15 protein-coding genes are annotated in these 15,019 nt (G+C 68.0%); 9 read left to right on the plus strand and 6 right to left on the minus strand.

Annotated elements, in window-relative coordinates; all coding sequences use genetic code 11:
* Window positions 1-20 precede the first annotated feature (20 nt).
* The 5 genes from JK358_RS15095 (at window position 21) to JK358_RS15115 (ending at window position 3,262) form a co-directional block, all read left to right on the plus strand.
* Window positions 21-881: a DUF3109 family protein gene (locus JK358_RS15095; protein WP_307817527.1), complete on the plus strand. Its 861-nt coding sequence runs from the start codon at window positions 21-23 to the stop codon at window positions 879-881.
* Between the two features lie 101 nt (window positions 882-982).
* Window positions 983-1,636, plus strand: coding sequence for a hypothetical protein (locus JK358_RS15100; protein WP_201948045.1), 654 nt, complete (start codon window positions 983-985; stop codon window positions 1,634-1,636).
* 40 nt (window positions 1,637-1,676) lie between these two features.
* A complete protein-coding gene (locus JK358_RS15105) occupies window positions 1,677-2,219 on the plus strand; it encodes a hypothetical protein (RefSeq protein ID WP_201948048.1) in 543 nt (180 codons plus the stop codon).
* Window positions 2,220-2,227: 8 nt separating this feature from the next.
* Window positions 2,228-2,686 (plus strand): Ig-like domain-containing protein, encoded by a 459-nt coding sequence (locus JK358_RS15110; RefSeq protein ID WP_201948050.1) that lies wholly within the window; start codon window positions 2,228-2,230, stop codon window positions 2,684-2,686.
* A gap of 225 nt (window positions 2,687-2,911) precedes the next feature.
* Window positions 2,912-3,262, plus strand: coding sequence for a hypothetical protein (locus tag JK358_RS15115; RefSeq protein WP_201948053.1), 351 nt, complete (start codon window positions 2,912-2,914; stop codon window positions 3,260-3,262).
* Between the two features lie 69 nt (window positions 3,263-3,331).
* Here the strand turns inward: JK358_RS15115 and JK358_RS15120 are convergent, their stop codons facing one another.
* The 3 genes from JK358_RS15120 to JK358_RS15130 all read right to left on the minus strand — a co-directional run bounded on the left by JK358_RS15120 (window position 3,332) and on the right by JK358_RS15130 (window position 5,820).
* Complete coding sequence (locus JK358_RS15120) at window positions 3,332-4,021, minus strand: response regulator (RefSeq protein ID WP_201948055.1); 690 nt, start codon at window positions 4,019-4,021, stop codon at window positions 3,332-3,334.
* On the minus strand, window positions 4,018-5,268 hold the full coding sequence (locus JK358_RS15125; RefSeq protein WP_201948058.1) for a sensor histidine kinase: 1,251 nt from the start codon (window positions 5,266-5,268) through the stop codon (window positions 4,018-4,020). The genes JK358_RS15120 and JK358_RS15125 overlap by 4 nt, the downstream gene beginning before the upstream one ends.
* A 165-nt stretch (window positions 5,269-5,433) precedes the next feature.
* Window positions 5,434-5,820 carry a winged helix-turn-helix transcriptional regulator gene (locus tag JK358_RS15130; protein ID WP_307817528.1) on the minus strand — a complete coding sequence of 129 codons (387 nt, stop codon included), beginning with the start codon at window positions 5,818-5,820 and terminating at the stop codon, window positions 5,434-5,436.
* 88 nt (window positions 5,821-5,908) lie between these two features.
* Here JK358_RS15130 and JK358_RS15135 point away from each other — a divergent pair, with 88 nt between their 5' ends.
* Complete coding sequence (locus JK358_RS15135; RefSeq protein ID WP_201948060.1) at window positions 5,909-6,577, plus strand: NADPH-dependent F420 reductase; 669 nt, start codon at window positions 5,909-5,911, stop codon at window positions 6,575-6,577.
* Window positions 6,578-6,581: 4 nt separating this feature from the next.
* On the opposite strand, the gene JK358_RS15140 is transcribed toward JK358_RS15135, so the two are convergent.
* Window positions 6,582-8,624, minus strand: coding sequence for a CocE/NonD family hydrolase (locus JK358_RS15140; RefSeq protein WP_201948063.1), 2,043 nt, complete (start codon window positions 8,622-8,624; stop codon window positions 6,582-6,584).
* Window positions 8,625-8,774: 150 nt separating this feature from the next.
* On the opposite strand from JK358_RS15140, the gene JK358_RS15145 reads away from it, so the two are divergent.
* The 3 genes from JK358_RS15145 (at window position 8,775) to JK358_RS15155 (ending at window position 11,873) form a co-directional block, all read left to right on the plus strand.
* Window positions 8,775-9,338, plus strand: coding sequence for a TetR/AcrR family transcriptional regulator (locus tag JK358_RS15145; RefSeq protein WP_201948065.1), 564 nt, complete (start codon window positions 8,775-8,777; stop codon window positions 9,336-9,338).
* Window positions 9,339-9,418: 80 nt separating this feature from the next.
* On the plus strand, window positions 9,419-10,459 hold the full coding sequence (locus tag JK358_RS15150; RefSeq protein ID WP_201948068.1) for a medium chain dehydrogenase/reductase family protein: 1,041 nt from the start codon (window positions 9,419-9,421) through the stop codon (window positions 10,457-10,459).
* Between the two features lie 76 nt (window positions 10,460-10,535).
* On the plus strand, window positions 10,536-11,873 hold the full coding sequence (locus tag JK358_RS15155) for a carotenoid oxygenase family protein (RefSeq protein ID WP_201948070.1): 1,338 nt from the start codon (window positions 10,536-10,538) through the stop codon (window positions 11,871-11,873).
* A gap of 83 nt (window positions 11,874-11,956) precedes the next feature.
* Here the strand turns inward: JK358_RS15155 and JK358_RS15160 are convergent, their stop codons facing one another.
* Both JK358_RS15160 and JK358_RS15165 read right to left on the minus strand, forming a co-directional pair.
* Complete coding sequence (locus tag JK358_RS15160; RefSeq protein ID WP_201948072.1) at window positions 11,957-14,008, minus strand: CocE/NonD family hydrolase; 2,052 nt, start codon at window positions 14,006-14,008, stop codon at window positions 11,957-11,959.
* A gap of 270 nt (window positions 14,009-14,278) precedes the next feature.
* Window positions 14,279-15,019, minus strand: coding sequence for a phosphoglyceromutase (locus JK358_RS15165; protein WP_201948074.1), 741 nt, complete (start codon window positions 15,017-15,019; stop codon window positions 14,279-14,281).

Consider the following 15,019-nt stretch of genomic DNA (forward strand, 5'->3'; position numbering starts at 1 on the left):
AGCTGTTAGCGTTCCGCGTTGTGACGGCAGGTGCATCGGCGAGTGGTCCGACCGGGCTTCGACCAGCGACGAAGATCGACCCCGCGCCCGAAGTAGAGCTCGACTTCCCCCGCGAATGGCTCGAGTTCGTGGATCCAGCAAATGACGAGCACCTGATCGCGGCCGACCTGACCTGGTTGCTGTCGCGCTGGACCTGCGTCTTCGGCACCCCCGCGTGCCAGGGCATCATCGACGGACGCGAGAACGACGGGTGCTGTTCACACGGGGCATTCCTCTCCGACGCCGAGGATGGCAAGAAGCTGCACAAGGCTGTGAAAATGCTCACAGCGCAGGATTGGCACCTCATGGCGCACGCCCAGGACGACCAGGGCCGGGTGCGCAAGAAGCTGTATCTGGAAGAGGACGACCTCGACGACGAGCCCGCGCTGCGCACCCGTCGTTTCGACGGCGCGTGCATCTTCCTGAACCGGCCCGGGTTCGAGGGCGGCATCGGCTGCGCGCTGCACACCATGGCCCTGCGCAAGGGTTTGGAGCCGCTCACGGTGAAGCCGGAAGTGTGCTGGCAGCTGCCGATCCGCCGCACCCAGGAGTGGGTGGACCGGCCGGACGGGGTGGAGATCCTGCGCACGGCCATCGGCGAATACGACCGGCGCGGCTGGGGGCCCGGCGGTCTGGACCTGAACTGGTACTGCACCGGATCGCCGGACGCGCATGTGGGAACACGCCCGGTGTGGCAGGCGTACGCACCGGAATTGATCGAGCTGATCGGGCAGCCCGCCTACGACGAACTGGCCCGGCACTGCAAGCGCCGCGAGGGCCTCGGCATCATCGCGGTGCATCCGGCGACGGTGATCGCCGAGCGGAAGGCTGCCGAGGCGTAGCCGACCCGCCGGTAACTTTCTGAAAACTAGGAATTTCAGAACACGTTTCACTTACTGTGCGCTTGACCGACACCGAGTTGGTCAAGCGCACAGGAGAGCACATGAGCAACACCCCCGGCCGCCGCCACCTCGGCATCGGTCTCGCCGGACTCGCCGTCGCGTCCGGAATCGCGGTGGTCCTCGCCGCACCCGAACCGGCCACCGCCAACGCCGCCGTCGACGGCATCCGCATCGCCGGATCGGACTTCAAGGTCGGCCAGACCTACACCCTCACCGCCGATCTCAGCGGCGCGTCCTTCGGCCTGCTCATCTACTGGAGCGACAACGGCGTGGCCATGACCAGCCCGGCCGGCACCGTCCCGTGGCCCGCCTACCACGACGAAGAGGCGTGGACGCCGAAAACCCCCGGGCAGCACACGATTACGGCCAAGCAGGGCAGCAGCACCAAATCCATCGTCGTGACCGTGAGCGACGGGTCGACCACGACCGCGCCGCCGACCACCACGAATCCCCCTGTCACCACGACGAATCCGCCCACCACGACCGAGCCCCCGGTCACCACCACGCCGCCGGTGACCACGACGGAACCGCCCGTGACGACCACGAATCCGCCGACCACCACGGAACCTCCCGTCACCACGACGGAACCGCCTGTCACCACGACGAATCCGCCCACCACGACGGAACCGCCGACGACCACCACCAAGCCCAACACCGGCGGTGGCGGCAGCGTCGACCAGCTGTTCCCCTTCTGACCTTTCTCGAATCCCCTTGGGGCACACCGCAGGAGCACCCATGCGCAACACCATGACCGGGCGCCGGATCGGGGCCGGCATCGCCGGTCTCGCCGTCGCCGCCGCGACCGCCGCCGTCGTCGCCACCTCGCCCACCGCGGGCGCGGAGGTGGACGCCATCACCATCACCGGTGCGACCGAATACAAGGTCGGCAGCAGCTACACCCTCAGCGCCAGTCTGAGCGGGGCCTCCATCGGCCTGCTCGTCTACTGGTCCGACAACGGCGAGAGCCTCACCCCGGCGGGCAAGGTGCCGATGCCGGTCGGGCAGGCCAGCCTGGCCTGGATCCCGCGCAGCGCCGGGCAGCACATTCTCACCGTGGCACAGGGCGGCAGCACCAAGTCGATCGTCGTGACGGTCACCGACGACGCGAACCCGCCGACCACCGCGCCGACGACCCCGCCCGCGACGACCGCGCCGCCCGTCACCACCGAACCGACGACACCGCCGACGACCACCAAGCCGGGCAGTGGCAGCGGATCGGGCAGCAGCAGCGGCAGCGGCCTGCTGAACGGGCTGCTCGGCGGCAGCAGCAGGAAGTAGGGGCGAGGATGCGCAGCACCGACACCCGGATCATCGCGCGGCGCGCCGCGGGCACGGCCACCGGCCTCGCGGCACTGGCCGCCGTCGCCGTCCTCGCCGCGCCGTCCGCGCTCGCCAAGGTGGATTCGATCTCCGTCGACGGTGCGAATCACGCGGTCGGCAAGCAGTACACGATCACCGTGAAGCTCAGCGGGGCCGCGGCCGGACTGCTCGTGTACTTCACCGACAACGGGAACTTCATCGGCGGCCCGAAGGTGCCGTGGCCGCCGGGCAGCGCCACCATCTCGTGGACGCCGTCGGAGAAGGGGCAGCACGTGATCACCGCCGAGCAGGGCGGGTACACGGCCTCCACCGTCGTGCAGGTGGGCGACGAGCCGATCGGCTCCGGAAGCTCCAGCAGCGGAAGCGGATTCGGGCCCGGCGGGCCGCTGGGCAGCGGCAGCAGCGGCACCACGCCCGGCAGATGACCGTGCGCTGTGGGACTCGTCACCCTCTTCGTGACGAGCCCCACAGCGTGCCCGGGTGTACAGCAGGTGAATTCGCCGCCGATCATGCGGAATTCGAATCAGTCTGCGTGAAAAGCGGTTTCGAATGTCTTCGCAGCCGGTGACCTCGCGCGGTGAGTTGCCGGAAGTGCGCGCGACACCCGTGGGCTATGGCGAGTTCACCGGAGCGTGTTAGAAACCCGAGCCATGATCAAGAAAACCCTCGCCGTCGCTGCCGTGACCGCCGGCGCTGTGCTCGCGCTCGCTCCGCTGGCCGGCGCAGAGCCCGCCGACCCGGCCAAGTTCTCCGACGCCACGGCCGCTTTCGTGCCCTACAACGACCTGAACGTGCTCCAGGCCAAGGATCAGGGCAAGCTCATCATCGTCAGCCCGTACGGCACCGGCCGCACCATCGCCTGCCGCGGCAACGGCCAGGACGTGGCCTACTACGACTGCATGCAGAACGACTCCCTCGGCTGGATCAAGCTGAACCAGACCGAGCTCCCCGCCCTCGGCAAGGCGTGGGTCTACACCGGCGAGTCCGACCCCAACGCTTGATCCACAAGACCGAAGAGAACGATCGAGCCCGCTGCCTTCGCGCAGCGGGCTCGATCGTTTTCCGGGTTCCTAGGCTTCCAGTTTGTAGCCCAGGCCGCGCACGGTGACCAGGTGCTCGGGCTTGGCCGGGTCGGCTTCGATCTTGGAGCGCAGGCGCTTCACGTGCACGTCCAGGGTCTTGGTGTCGCCGACGTAGTCGGCACCCCAGACGCGGTCGATGAGCTGGCCCCGGGTCAGTACGCGACCGGAGTTGCGCAGCAGGTACTCCAGCAGGTCGAACTCCTTGAGCGGGAGGGTGACCGCTTTGCCGTTCACCTGGACCGTGTGCCGGTCCACGTCCATGCGGACGGGTCCGGCCTCCAGGACGCTGGTCTCGCCGCCGTTGTCGGGCTCGTCGCCCGCGCCGCGGCGCAGCACCGCGCGGATGCGCGCGATGAGTTCGCGGGAGGAGTACGGCTTGGTGACATAGTCGTCCGCACCCAGCTCCAGGCCCACCACCTTGTCGATCTCACTGTCGCGCGCGGTCACCATGATGACCGGGACGCTGCCGCGGGCTCGCAGCTGCTTGCACACGTCGGTGCCGCTCATGCCGGGCAGCATGAGGTCGAGCAGCACGATGTCCGCGCCGGACCGGTCGAATTCCGCGAGCGCGGAGGGCCCGTCACCGACCACGGTGACCTCGAACCCCTCCTTGCGCAGCAGGAACGCGAGCGGATCGGCCAGCGACTCCTCGTCCTCGACGATCAGCACACTCGTCATCGGGTTGCCTCCACACCGTTGGTTCTGGCCCGCCCGGCGGGGCGCGAGCCGTTCTCTTTCTTCACCGCCGGAGTGCCGGCGGAAAGCCTCTTGTCGCCCGCGCCGTTCAGGTCGGCGGGGTGGGCCGGGATGCGCAGCGTGAACGTGGACCCGGTGCCCAGTTTGCTCCACAGGGTGATCTCACCGTTGTGGTTGGCGGCCACGTGCTTGACGATAGCCAGCCCGAGCCCGGTACCGCCGGTGGCGCGCGAGCGCGCCTTGTCGGCCCGGAAGAATCGTTCGAAGACCCGTTCCTGGTCTTCCTTGGCGATGCCGATGCCGCGGTCGGTGACGGCGATGTTCACGTATCCGCCGCGCAGCGCCCGGCTCACCGAGACATGGGAGCCCTTGGGCGAGTACGCGATGGCGTTCTCGACCAGGTTGGACAGGGCGGTCACCAGCAGTGTGGTGTCGCCGAGCACCTCAAGTCCGCTGTTGAAGTCGGTGCTCACGGTGATGCCCGCGGCCTCGGCCACATTGCGGGACCGTTCGATGGCCTGGGTGACCACGGTGTCCACGTCGACGGCCTCGAGTTCGGGCAGCTTCTCCGCGCCCTGCAGGCGGGACAGCGCGATGAGCTCGGTCACCATCTTGCCCATGCGGCGGGCCTCGCCGTGCAGGCGCTCACCGAAGTGGCGCACCGAATCCGGGTCGTCCGCGGACTCCAGCAACGCCTCGGCCAACAGGCTCATCGCGCCGACCGGGGTCTTGAGTTCGTGGCTCACATTGGCGACGAAGTCGCGCCGGGTGGCCTCCATGCGGGCCTGCTCGGAGTCGTCGTCGGCGAAGAGCACCACGAAATTCGTGTTCTCCTGCGACAGCGGCCGGGCCACACCGCGAACCGCCAGCCGCGCCCGGCCGGGCAGCGGGATCTTGGCGGTCAGCTCGAATTCGACGTCCAGCCCGGTGACGAGCACCTGTTCGACGGCGGCCCAGGCGCGTTCGTCGAGCAGCCGGTCGTGCACTATGCCCAGCTCTTCGGCACGCGGGTTCACCAGCACGACGTCGCGGTACTGGTCCACGACGGCGATGCCGCTCTCGGAGGCGAGCACGATGAGATCGAGCACCTGCGACATGGTGAGTCCGGTATCGGTGGCGGCGCGCAGCCGCTCCTGCCGGGCGTTCACATACGGGATGAGCAGTCCTCCGACGGCCAGCCCTACAACGGCCGCCAGGACTGCCAACAGCACGGCCTGTGGAACGCTCACAGTCTGAATCGTACGGTCGCCGACGGTCGGTCAAACCCCGGGTGCAGGAAGTTTCACGCAGGTCACAGCTACTTAGACGGGTGTTCCCCCCGCGTTTACGCAATGTTCGCGTTCGGCGTGGCGGAAATCGAGCAGCTGTGCCGCAATCTTTTCCGCCCGCGCGATTCAGTCGTCCGGCTCGCCGTACAGCGCCGCCCGCACAGTGTCCCCGTGCCGATCGGCCCACTCCCCCAGCGCGAAGATCGGCACCAGCAGATCGACGCCCGCCGAGGTCAGCCCGTATTCCACCCGGGGCGGCGCCTCCGCGTACCGGCGACGCTCCAGCAACCCCATCCGCTCCATCCGCCGCAGCGTCTGCGTGAGCATCTTCTGACTGATCCCCCCGATCCCCGCCCGCAACTCCACCGGCCGCATCGGCCCGTCCCGCAGTGTGTACGCGATCACCATCAGCCACGAGTTCCCGAACAGATCCACCGCCAGCCGCGCCGGACAGTCCGCCTCCCGCTCCCCGTAATCCGGAAACCGCACCGGCCCCGGCGTCTCCACTGTCACCCCACCACCCTGCCACCGCCGTTGCACACCCGCGGGTGCCCATCGGAATTCCTACCGTCGACCTCGTCACCCCGACCAAGGAGTCCCCATGCGCATAGCAATCCTCGGCGCCGGCCAGATGGCCCGAGCCCTCGGCGCCGGCTGGTCCGCCGCCGGCCACGACCTCGCCATCGGCGCCCGAAACCCGCAGCAGGCCAACGACACCGCCGCCCACATCGGCGGAACCGCCTACGCCACAACCATTCCCGAAGCAGCCGCGTTCGGAGAAGCCGTCCTCCTGGCCCTCCCCGTCCCGGCCCTGTCCGCAGTCCTCCGAGCCGCGGCCCCCCACCTCGCGAACCGCACCCTCATCGACTGCACCAACGCCTACTCCCCCGACAGCTTCGCCCCCGGCAGCCCCGGCTTCACCCTCACCGAATCCGCGGTCGCCGAACGCATTGCGGCCACAGCCCCGGACGCCTACGTCGTCAAAGCCTTCAACCTCTGCGCCGCCGAGGTCTGGTCCTCCCCCACCCGCGACTTCGACGGCCGCCCCCTGGCCGTCCCTCTCTGCGGCGACGACCCGGCCGCCCTGGACACGGTCGCGTCCCTCGCCGAAGATCTGAAGCTCCGCCCGATCCGCGCAGGCGGCCTGGCCCAGACCCGGTACCTCGAAGCGACCTCCGCTTTCATTGTCGGCCTGTGGTTCTCGGGCCACGACGCCCGAGCCGCCTTCCCACCTCTGGAGGCCGCCTTCGCGGTACCCGACGGCGACTGAGCGGTCACCAGCCCGGGGTGCCGCGGACCGGGATGTTCACGTAGCTCGGTTCGGCGGGATCGAGCAGGAGGTGCTGGGGGCGGAGGCCGGTGTCCATGAGGATGGCCAGGGGTGGGAGGCCCTTGGGGAAGTTGCCCGCGTAGACGTCGACTCGTAGCCGGTGGCCCGGTTGGAGGACGGCGTCCACGCCCGCGATCGAGATGTCCAGTGCGACGGGGACTCCCGGTTGGGTGGGTTGGCGGGTGGACAGGGAGAGGTCGGGGACCGGGTCGGTGTAGTCCCCGTTGGGGAGGCGGGTGCTGCGGGATTCGTCGAGGGCTCGGAGGGAGGCGACGAGTTGGCCGGAGGAGAGGGTTGTCGAGGTGCCGTCGGGCGCTACGTCGTTGACGGTGGCGACCCAGTAGCCGTCGGTGGCGTCGTGAACCGTGTTGAGGTGTACGGCTATCGGGCCGGATAGCGTGGTTGGTTCGGCTACCGGGGAGCTGGTGAAGGTGAGGCCGTTGGATTCCCAGATGCGGGAGTCCTTACCGCAGGCGTCGATGATCGAGACTATGCCGATGGTTTCCTGGGCGGCGTCACGGGAGCAGAGGCCGGTGAGACCCGGTGCGACGGTGAGGGTTTCGGGCCACTCGGTGGGGGCGTCGACCAGGGAGCCGTCGTGGACGCTGTGGCCGCCCGTGCCGGAGGGGATCGGGGAGAGGTACATGCGCCGGTACTCGGTCTCCTCCTCCTGCGGGAATCCGGAGGCGGTGATCCAGGTGCCGCCCTGTTCCTTCATGGTGACGGGGCCGTAGGTGTCGATGCCGTTGTCGATGCCCTTGAGCCACTTGTCGAACCAGGCGCGCTGCAGGACGTCCATGCGGGGTGGCTGGCCGGGGCGGCCGGATTCGTTGCCGTTGGAGATGTGGTAGCCGTCGCCGATCAGGATCTGTTTCTGGCCGGCGGGGAGGGGGATGCGGCGGAAGACGTCGGCCTGGGAGGCGACGAAGACGTCGTGCCAGCCGCCGGAGATGAAGGTGGGGACGGTGATTCGGGCGGGGTCGGTTTCCCAGGCCTGGCGCATATCGCTGCCGGAGTCGAGGAGTTGCTTCACCTTCGGGCTCAGCTGGTCGATGTTCGGTTGCAGGAACACTTCCAGCAGGGCGTCGACGAAGGTGAAGGGATCGGACAGGCGGTCGGCCAGCCACTTCATGTCGAAGCGGCCCTGGAGCAGGGCGGTCATGTCCGGGACGAGTTTGCCGCCGTTCACGGCCGCCAGCCACATGGGCATGAAGGCGACGCCGATCGCGCCGCCGGGGGCCACCAGGTCGCGGAAGGGGTTGCGGCTGGGCACGACCGGGAAGATGGCCTTCAGCGCGGGCGGCTGCTCGGCCGCGGCCTGCAGCTGGTTGAGCCCGGAGTAGGAGACGCCGGTCATGCCGATGTCGCCGGTGGACCAGGGCTGCCGGGACGCCCAGTCGATGGTTTCCAGGGTGTCCTGCTGTTCGCGTTCGCCCAGCAGATTCCAATTGCCCTGGGAGAAGCCGGTTCCGCGGACATCGACGACGACCTGGGTGTATCCGGATCGGATGAGTTGTCGGTCGACGGTGAAGGTGCGGATGAGTCCGCCGCCGAGCGCCTTGGTGAGGTCGGTGAGCCCGGAGATCGGGGTGCCGGTGAGGTCGAGGTTGCGCGCCAGCTGGACGATCAGGTCCGACAGGACGGGGATGGAGAAGGCCGAATCCCCGATCATGGAACCGAGTTTCGTGTACGGGGTGAAGTTCACGATGGTCGGTGTGGGGGTGTCGATCGGACGGCCCGAGGCGTCGGCCGGGTGGTAGACATTGCTCTTCAGGACGGTGCCGTCGCTCATGGTGATGGGCACATCCCATTCGATGTACACATTGGGATAGAGCTGTGGATTGTCGTGTGTGGCAGCCCATTCCGCGCCCGCCGCGCCGCCGTCCGGGCCGGTGGCCGTGACGGCGGCGGCCGTCGGGGTGACGAACTGGGTGAACGCCAGCGCCGCGGCGGCGACGGCGAGCAGGGATCTCGACAGGAGACGCATAGTGCCCCAACCACTTTCCGAACTGCGGACTTCGATCCGAACCTAGGACAGCCCGAAATAGTCTGGGACAGTTCGCCGAAACTTGGTGAATGTGCACAAGTCGTTCGCGAGGGTTGTCACGCCGACGAGAGTGAGTGTACAGTCACTCACATGACGAAGCGCGGAGCCACCCTCTCCACCTCCGACGTCCGGCGCGAGGCCGTCCTCGACGCCGCGATCACGGATTTCGCCAAGTCCGGCTACCGCGGCACCTCGATCAACACCGTGGCGGTCACGGCGGGCATCTCCCCCGCCTACGTGTTCAAATTGTTCCCCAGCAAGACGGAGTTGTTCGTCGCCGCGATCGACCGCTGCTACGAACTGGTCGAACAGTCGCTGGCCAAGGGCGCGGCCCGCACCCCCGACGGCGACGCGGAGCAGATCCTGTACGAAATGGGCGGCGCCTACGCCGAACTCATCGGCGACAAGAGCCTGCTCATGCTGCAGGTGCACGCACAGTCGGCGGCCGATGTGCCGGAGATCGCCGAGGCCGTGCGCCGCGGCCTGCGCCGGGTCACCGAGTACGCGCAGCGCCGCTCGGGCGGTTCGGACGCGCAGGTGCAGCGGTTCATGGCCTACGGCCAGCTCTGCCACCTGATCGTCACTCTCGGCCTCGAACACGAGCAGGCCCCCTGGGCCACCGCGCTCACCGCAGGCATCCGGCACCCGAACTAGCTTTTCACGCCCTCCGACGAGGGCGTCTTCATCACCCTCCGAGTGATTGACCAATCACTCACGCCAGAAAGGATCGACCGATGTCGACCACCACCACCGCCCTCGAAGTCGTTCTCCCCGGCCGCGTCGAACCGCATCAGCTCGAACTCGCCCACCGCGAACTGCCGCCGCTGCGACCGGGCCAGGCGCTGCTGCGCGTCGAGGCCACCGGCGTCTCCTTCGCCGAACAGCAGATGCGCCGCGGCAAGTACTACGACCAGCCCGCCTTCCCGTTCGTCCCCGGCTACGACGCGGTCGGCACGGTCGTCGCGGTCGGCGGGGCCGCGGACGAGGCGCTGATCGGCCGCCGGGTCGCGGCGCTCACCAAGACCGGCGGATGGAGCAGCCACCTGATCCTGGAGGCCGCGGACCTGATCCCGGTCCCCGCCGAACTGCCCGCGGACGCGGCGGAGACCTTCGTCGTCAACGGCATCACCGCCTGGCAGATGCTGCACCGGATCGCGAAAGTCCGTGCCGGGCAGACGATCCTGGTGCACGGCGCGAACGGCGGCGTCGGCTCCACCCTGGTGCAGCTGGCGCGGCTCGCCGGCATCCGGGTGATCGGCACGGCGTCGGCGCGCAATGCCGAGGCGGTGCAGGCCCTCGGCGCGCTGCCGGTGGACTACCGCGGTGACGTGGTGCGACAGGTGCGCGAGTACACCTCGGACGGCGTGGACGCGGTCTTCGATCACGTCGGTGGCCCCGGCATCGTCGACTCCTTCGAACTGCTCGCCCCCGGCGGCACGCTGGTCGCCTACGGCAGTGCCTCCACCAAGGACGAGGAGGGCAACTCCCGGCTGCCCGTGCTGGCGCTGCTCGCCCGGCTGATGTGGTGGAACCTGCTGCCCAACAGGCGTTCCGCGCACTTCTACAACATCTGGGCCGGACAGCGCCGGCTCACCCGCTTCCGCAATCAGCTGCGCGAGGACCTGACCGCCGTACTCGACCTGGCCGCCCGCGGCGACCTGCACGCCCAGATCGCCGCCCGATTCCCGTTGCGCGAGGCCGGAAAAGCCCTCGCCCTCGCCGAATCGCGCACGGTCACCGGCAAGGTCGTGCTCGTCGCCGACTCCGAGGACTGAGCCCGGCCGGGCCGTTCATCCACAGCCATCCACAGTTCTTGCCGCACAGCCCGATCCACACCTGAGAAGGACCGCCATGCTCTCCGCCCCGTACCTCACCGGCCACTACGAGCCCGTCGCCGACGAGGCCACCGCCCATGACCTGACCGTGCGCGGCGCGATCCCGCCAGAGCTGAACGGCCGCTACTTCCGCAACGGCCACAACCCGAAACCCGGTGACATCCCGACGCATTGGTTCAAGGGCGCGGGCATGATCCACGGCCTGCGGCTGCGCGAGGGCCGCGCCGAGTGGTATCGGAACCGCTGGGTGCGCACCCCCGCCCTCGACGGCGCGCCCTGCCACCGGGCGGACGGCAGCATCGACCTCACCGCCAGCGTCGCCGGCACGCACATCATCGAGCACGCCGGGCGCATCCTGGCACTCCAGGAGGCCAACCTGCCGTTCGAGCTCACCCCCGAGCTGGACACCGTGGGCGCGTACGACTTCGGCGGCAGACTGACCACCGCCATGACCGCCCATCCCAAGGAGGATCCGGTCACCGGCGAACTGCACTTCTTCGCCTACTCGCCGGTCGCGCCGCATCTGATCTACTACATCGCCTCCGCCGAGGGTGTCATCCGGCATCAGCGGACGGTCGAGGGCGCGGGCCCGTCGCTCATGCACGATTTCGCCGTCACCGCGAATTACGTGGTGTGGCTGGATATGTCGGTGGTCTTCGATCCGGCGGAGACCTCCGGCATCCCCTACCGCTGGAGCGACTCCTACCAGCCGCGCATCGGCCTGCTGCCCCGCTCCGGCGGTGGCGAGGTGATCTGGTACGACGTGGAACCCGGTGCGCTGCTGCATGTTTCGAACGCCCACGAGGACGAGCACGGCCGCGTGATCGTGGAGGGCCCGCGTTTCGACCGCCCGGCGTGGGAGTCGTCCTGGAAGTGGTGGGTCGGCGCACCCGGCTACCCGGTCTCTCCGAACGGCGGTGCGCTGCACCACCGTTACGTCCTCGAGCCCGGGAAGTCCACGGCCCGCGAGGAACTCCTCGACACCCTGATCACCGATTTCCCGACCGTCAACGAGAACTATCTCGGCCGCCGCAACCGGTACAGCTATGCCGTCGCCTTCCCCGGTTCGGGTCTGGACGGTATGGGAATCGTCAAGTACGACAACGACACCGGTGCACGAGCCCTGTGGCGGGGCGGTCCCGGCCGGGTGCCCGGCGAAGCCGTCTTCGTCCCCGCCGCCGACGCCACCGGCGAGGACGACGGCTACCTGCTCACCCTGGTGAGCGATGCCGCCGCGCGCACCTCGGAACTGCTGATCCTGGACGCCCACGATCTCACCGCGCCGCCGGTGGCGGTGGTGGAACTCCCCCGCCGGGTCCCGGGCGGCATCCACGGTTCGTGGATCGAGGATTGAATTCCCTTGCCCCCCATAAAAGAAAACCCCGGGTGTGCGCGACATTGAGCACACCCGGGGTTTTCACTCCCGATGAGACGGAATCACCAACCGGAATTTCCGCGGACCGGGATGTTCACGAAGCTCGGACGGTTCGGGTCCAGCTGCAGGTGCTGCGGCTTCAGACCGGTATCGATGATCATGGGCAGGATCGGCACGCCCTTCGGGAAGTTGCCCGCGTAGACGTCCACGCGCAGCCGGTGTCCCGGCTTCAGCACGGCTTCGGTAGCGCCCAGGGCGATATCGAGGGTGGTGGCCTCGCCCGGCACCACCGGCAGCGCGCGCTCGATCGAGGTGTAGGACCGCGGATCGGTGTAGTCGCCGTTGGCCGAACGCGAGCTCAGCGATTCGTCGACCGCGCGCAGCGAGGCCATGAGCTGCCCCGAGGTGAGCACGGTGGAGGTGCCGTCGGGGGCGACATCGTTGACGGTGACGGTCCAGTAGCCGTCCTCCGCGTCCTGAACGGTGTTGAGCCGCACCGCGATCGGACCCGAGATCACGGTGGTGTCGGCGACCGGCGCACTGGTGAAGGTGAGCGCGTTGGTCTCGGCGACGCGAGAGTCCTTGGCGCACACGTCGATCAGGTTCAGGAACCCGGCGGTGGCCTGTGCCGCGTCGTTGGAGCAGATGGTGGTCAGGCCGGGCGCGACCGTCAGCCGGGTGTCGTCGCCGTTGGCGTCGCCGGTGAGCGAGCCGTCGTAGACGCTGCCCGCGGTGCCGCTGATCTGTCCGGAGAAGTACATGCGCCGGTGTTCGGCGGCCTCGGAAACCGGCGCGGATTCACCGAATCCGTTCTGCGTGATCCAGCCGCCACCCTGCTGCTTGAGGGTCACCGGGCCGTAGGTGTCGATGCCGTTGTCGATGCCCTTGAGCCACTTGTCGAACCAGGCGCGCTGCAGCACGTCCAGGCGCGGCGGGGCGCCCGGCTTGTTCACGTCGGCGCCCGAGGTGACGTGGTAGGTGTTGCCCATGAGCAGCTGCTTCTGCCCGGCGGGCAGCGGAATCTGGTTGTAGATCTGGGATTCCGAGTAGGTGAACAGGTCGTGCCAGCCACCGACGACGAAGGTCGGGACCTGGATGTTGGACGGATCGCCCAGCCACGCCTGGCGTGCCGAGGACAGCTCGTTGAACAGATCCTTCAGGCGCGGATCGGCATTGGCCATATCGGTGGTGGTGTAGGCGGCCATGAGCACGTCCATGTAGGTGAACGGGTCGGCGGCGCGGTCCTGCAGCCACTTGAAGTCGAATTTGCCCTGGGCGACGGCGACCAGGTCGGGCAGCAGCTTGGTGCCGTTGATGGCGGCCAGCCACAGCGGAATGAAGTTGAAGCCGAAGCCGCCGCCGGGCGCGAGCACATCGTCGACGAGGTCGCTGCCGGGCACGATGGGGAAGATGGCCTTCAGCGCGGGCGGCTGCTTCTCGGCGGCCTGCACCTGGTTGATGGCGCTGTAGGACAGGCCGCTCATGCCGATGCGGCCGTTGGACCAGCCCTGCCGCGACGCCCAGTCGATGACCTCGACGGTGTCCTGCTGTTCGCGCTGGCGCAGCATGTCCCACTGGCCCTGCGAGAATCCGGTGCCGCGCACGTCCACGACGACTTGCGTGTAGCCGGACTTGATGAGCTGGCGGTCGACGGAGAAGTTGCGCAGCTGGCCGTTGCCGACCGCGTTGAGCAGTTCCCCGAAGCCGGTGATCGGGGTGCCGTCGAGGTTGATGTTGCGGAACGCGGTGAGCAGCGCGTCGCCCAGACCCGGGATGGCGAAGGCCGAATCCGCGACATTGGACACGAGTTTCGTGTACGGGGTCAGGTTGACGACGGTCGGCGTCGGGGTGTCGATGGGACGGCCCGAGGCGTCGGCCGGGTGGTAGACGTTGCCCTTGAGGACGGTGCCGTCGCTCATGGTGATCGGCACGTCCCATTCGATGAAGACGTTCGGGTATTGCTGGGCCCCGTCCTCGGCGGCGGTCCAGGCCGCGCCGAGTGCGCCACCGTCAGGGGTTCCGGCCGTGGGGGCCGCATCCGCTGTGATGCCGGTCAATGGGACGAGCAGCGCGGCGACAGCCGTGGCCACTGTGGCCCGTAGAGCGTTCCTCATCGAACGTGATCCACCTCTCGCAAAATGGTCGAACGACCAGAGCATATCTACTCCGAAGTAAGTTGCAAACTCCGGGTTACAGACATCCTTTTAAAGGGGCAATTGTTCGGCAAATTCGAAATCAATTGGCAAGAAATACCTTACGGAAGCGTATTGTGACCGCAATCACAGCGGCGTTCATTTCAAAATACCAGCATGTGGTGCGGGAAAAACGAAAAACGCGCTGCAGCCGAATAATTCGGCTACAGCGCGTTTGGTGTTACCGGAAAACTACTTCTTGCCGCCCTGATTGGCGACCGCGGCGGCGCCGGCCGCCGCGGCCTCGGGATCCAGGTACACGCCCGGACCCAGCGGACGCAGGTTCTCGTCCAGCTCGTACTTGAGCGGAATACCCGTCGGAATGTTCAGCTCGGCGATGTCCTCGTCGGAGATGTTCTCCAGGTGCTTCACCAGCGCGCGCAGCGAATTACCGTGCGCCGCAACGAGAACCGTCTTCCCCGCGCGCACATCGGCGGAGATGGTGTCCTCCCAGTACGGCACCATGCGGGCCACGACGTCCTTGAGGCACTCGGTCTTCGGCACGTCGATGCCGGCGTAGCGCGGATCGCCTTCCTGGCTGTACTCGTCGCCGTCCTCGATCGGCGGCGGCGGGGTGTCGTAGCTGCGACGCCACAGCATGAACTGCTCGTCGCCGTATTTGTCCTTGATCTCCGCCTTGTTCTTGCCCTGCAGCGCGCCATAGTGCCGCTCGTTCAGACGCCAGTCCCGCACCACCGGAATCCAGTGGCGGTCGCACGCGTCGAGCGCGTTGTTGGCGGTGCTGATCGCACGGCGCAGCAACGAGGTGTAGACGATATCGGGCAGAATGCCCTGCTCGGCCAGCAATTCACCGGCGCGCTTGCCCTCGGCGACACCCTTGTCGGTCAGTCGCACGTCCACCCAGCCGGTGAACAGGTTGAGGGCATTCCATTCGCTCTCACCATGGCGGAGCAACACGAGGGTGTACGTCAT

This window comes from Nocardia acididurans (assembly GCF_016741815.1).
Classification (GTDB): domain Bacteria; phylum Actinomycetota; class Actinomycetes; order Mycobacteriales; family Mycobacteriaceae; genus Nocardia; species Nocardia acididurans.

Excerpts from the sequence above, each read along its gene's own strand:
- JK358_RS15140 (WP_201948063.1), bottom strand. The coding sequence starts at position 8,624 with ATGCGTCTCCTGTCGAGATCCCTGCTCGCCGTCGCCGCCGCGGCGCTG.
- JK358_RS15160 (WP_201948072.1), bottom strand. The coding sequence starts at position 14,008 with ATGAGGAACGCTCTACGGGCCACAGTGGCCACGGCTGTCGCCGCGCTG.
- JK358_RS15110 (WP_201948050.1), top strand. The coding sequence starts at position 2,228 with ATGCGCAGCACCGACACCCGGATCATCGCGCGGCGCGCCGCGGGCACG.
- JK358_RS15105 (WP_201948048.1), top strand. The coding sequence starts at position 1,677 with ATGCGCAACACCATGACCGGGCGCCGGATCGGGGCCGGCATCGCCGGT.
- JK358_RS15145 (WP_201948065.1), top strand. The coding sequence starts at position 8,775 with ATGACGAAGCGCGGAGCCACCCTCTCCACCTCCGACGTCCGGCGCGAG.
- JK358_RS15135 (WP_201948060.1), top strand. The coding sequence starts at position 5,909 with ATGCGCATAGCAATCCTCGGCGCCGGCCAGATGGCCCGAGCCCTCGGC.
- JK358_RS15165 (WP_201948074.1), bottom strand. The coding sequence starts at position 15,019 with ATGACGTACACCCTCGTGTTGCTCCGCCATGGTGAGAGCGAATGGAAT.
- JK358_RS15150 (WP_201948068.1), top strand. The coding sequence starts at position 9,419 with ATGTCGACCACCACCACCGCCCTCGAAGTCGTTCTCCCCGGCCGCGTC.
- JK358_RS15115 (WP_201948053.1), top strand. The coding sequence starts at position 2,912 with ATGATCAAGAAAACCCTCGCCGTCGCTGCCGTGACCGCCGGCGCTGTG.
- JK358_RS15155 (WP_201948070.1), top strand. The coding sequence starts at position 10,536 with ATGCTCTCCGCCCCGTACCTCACCGGCCACTACGAGCCCGTCGCCGAC.
- JK358_RS15100 (WP_201948045.1), top strand. The coding sequence starts at position 983 with ATGAGCAACACCCCCGGCCGCCGCCACCTCGGCATCGGTCTCGCCGGA.
- JK358_RS15120 (WP_201948055.1), bottom strand. The coding sequence starts at position 4,021 with ATGACGAGTGTGCTGATCGTCGAGGACGAGGAGTCGCTGGCCGATCCG.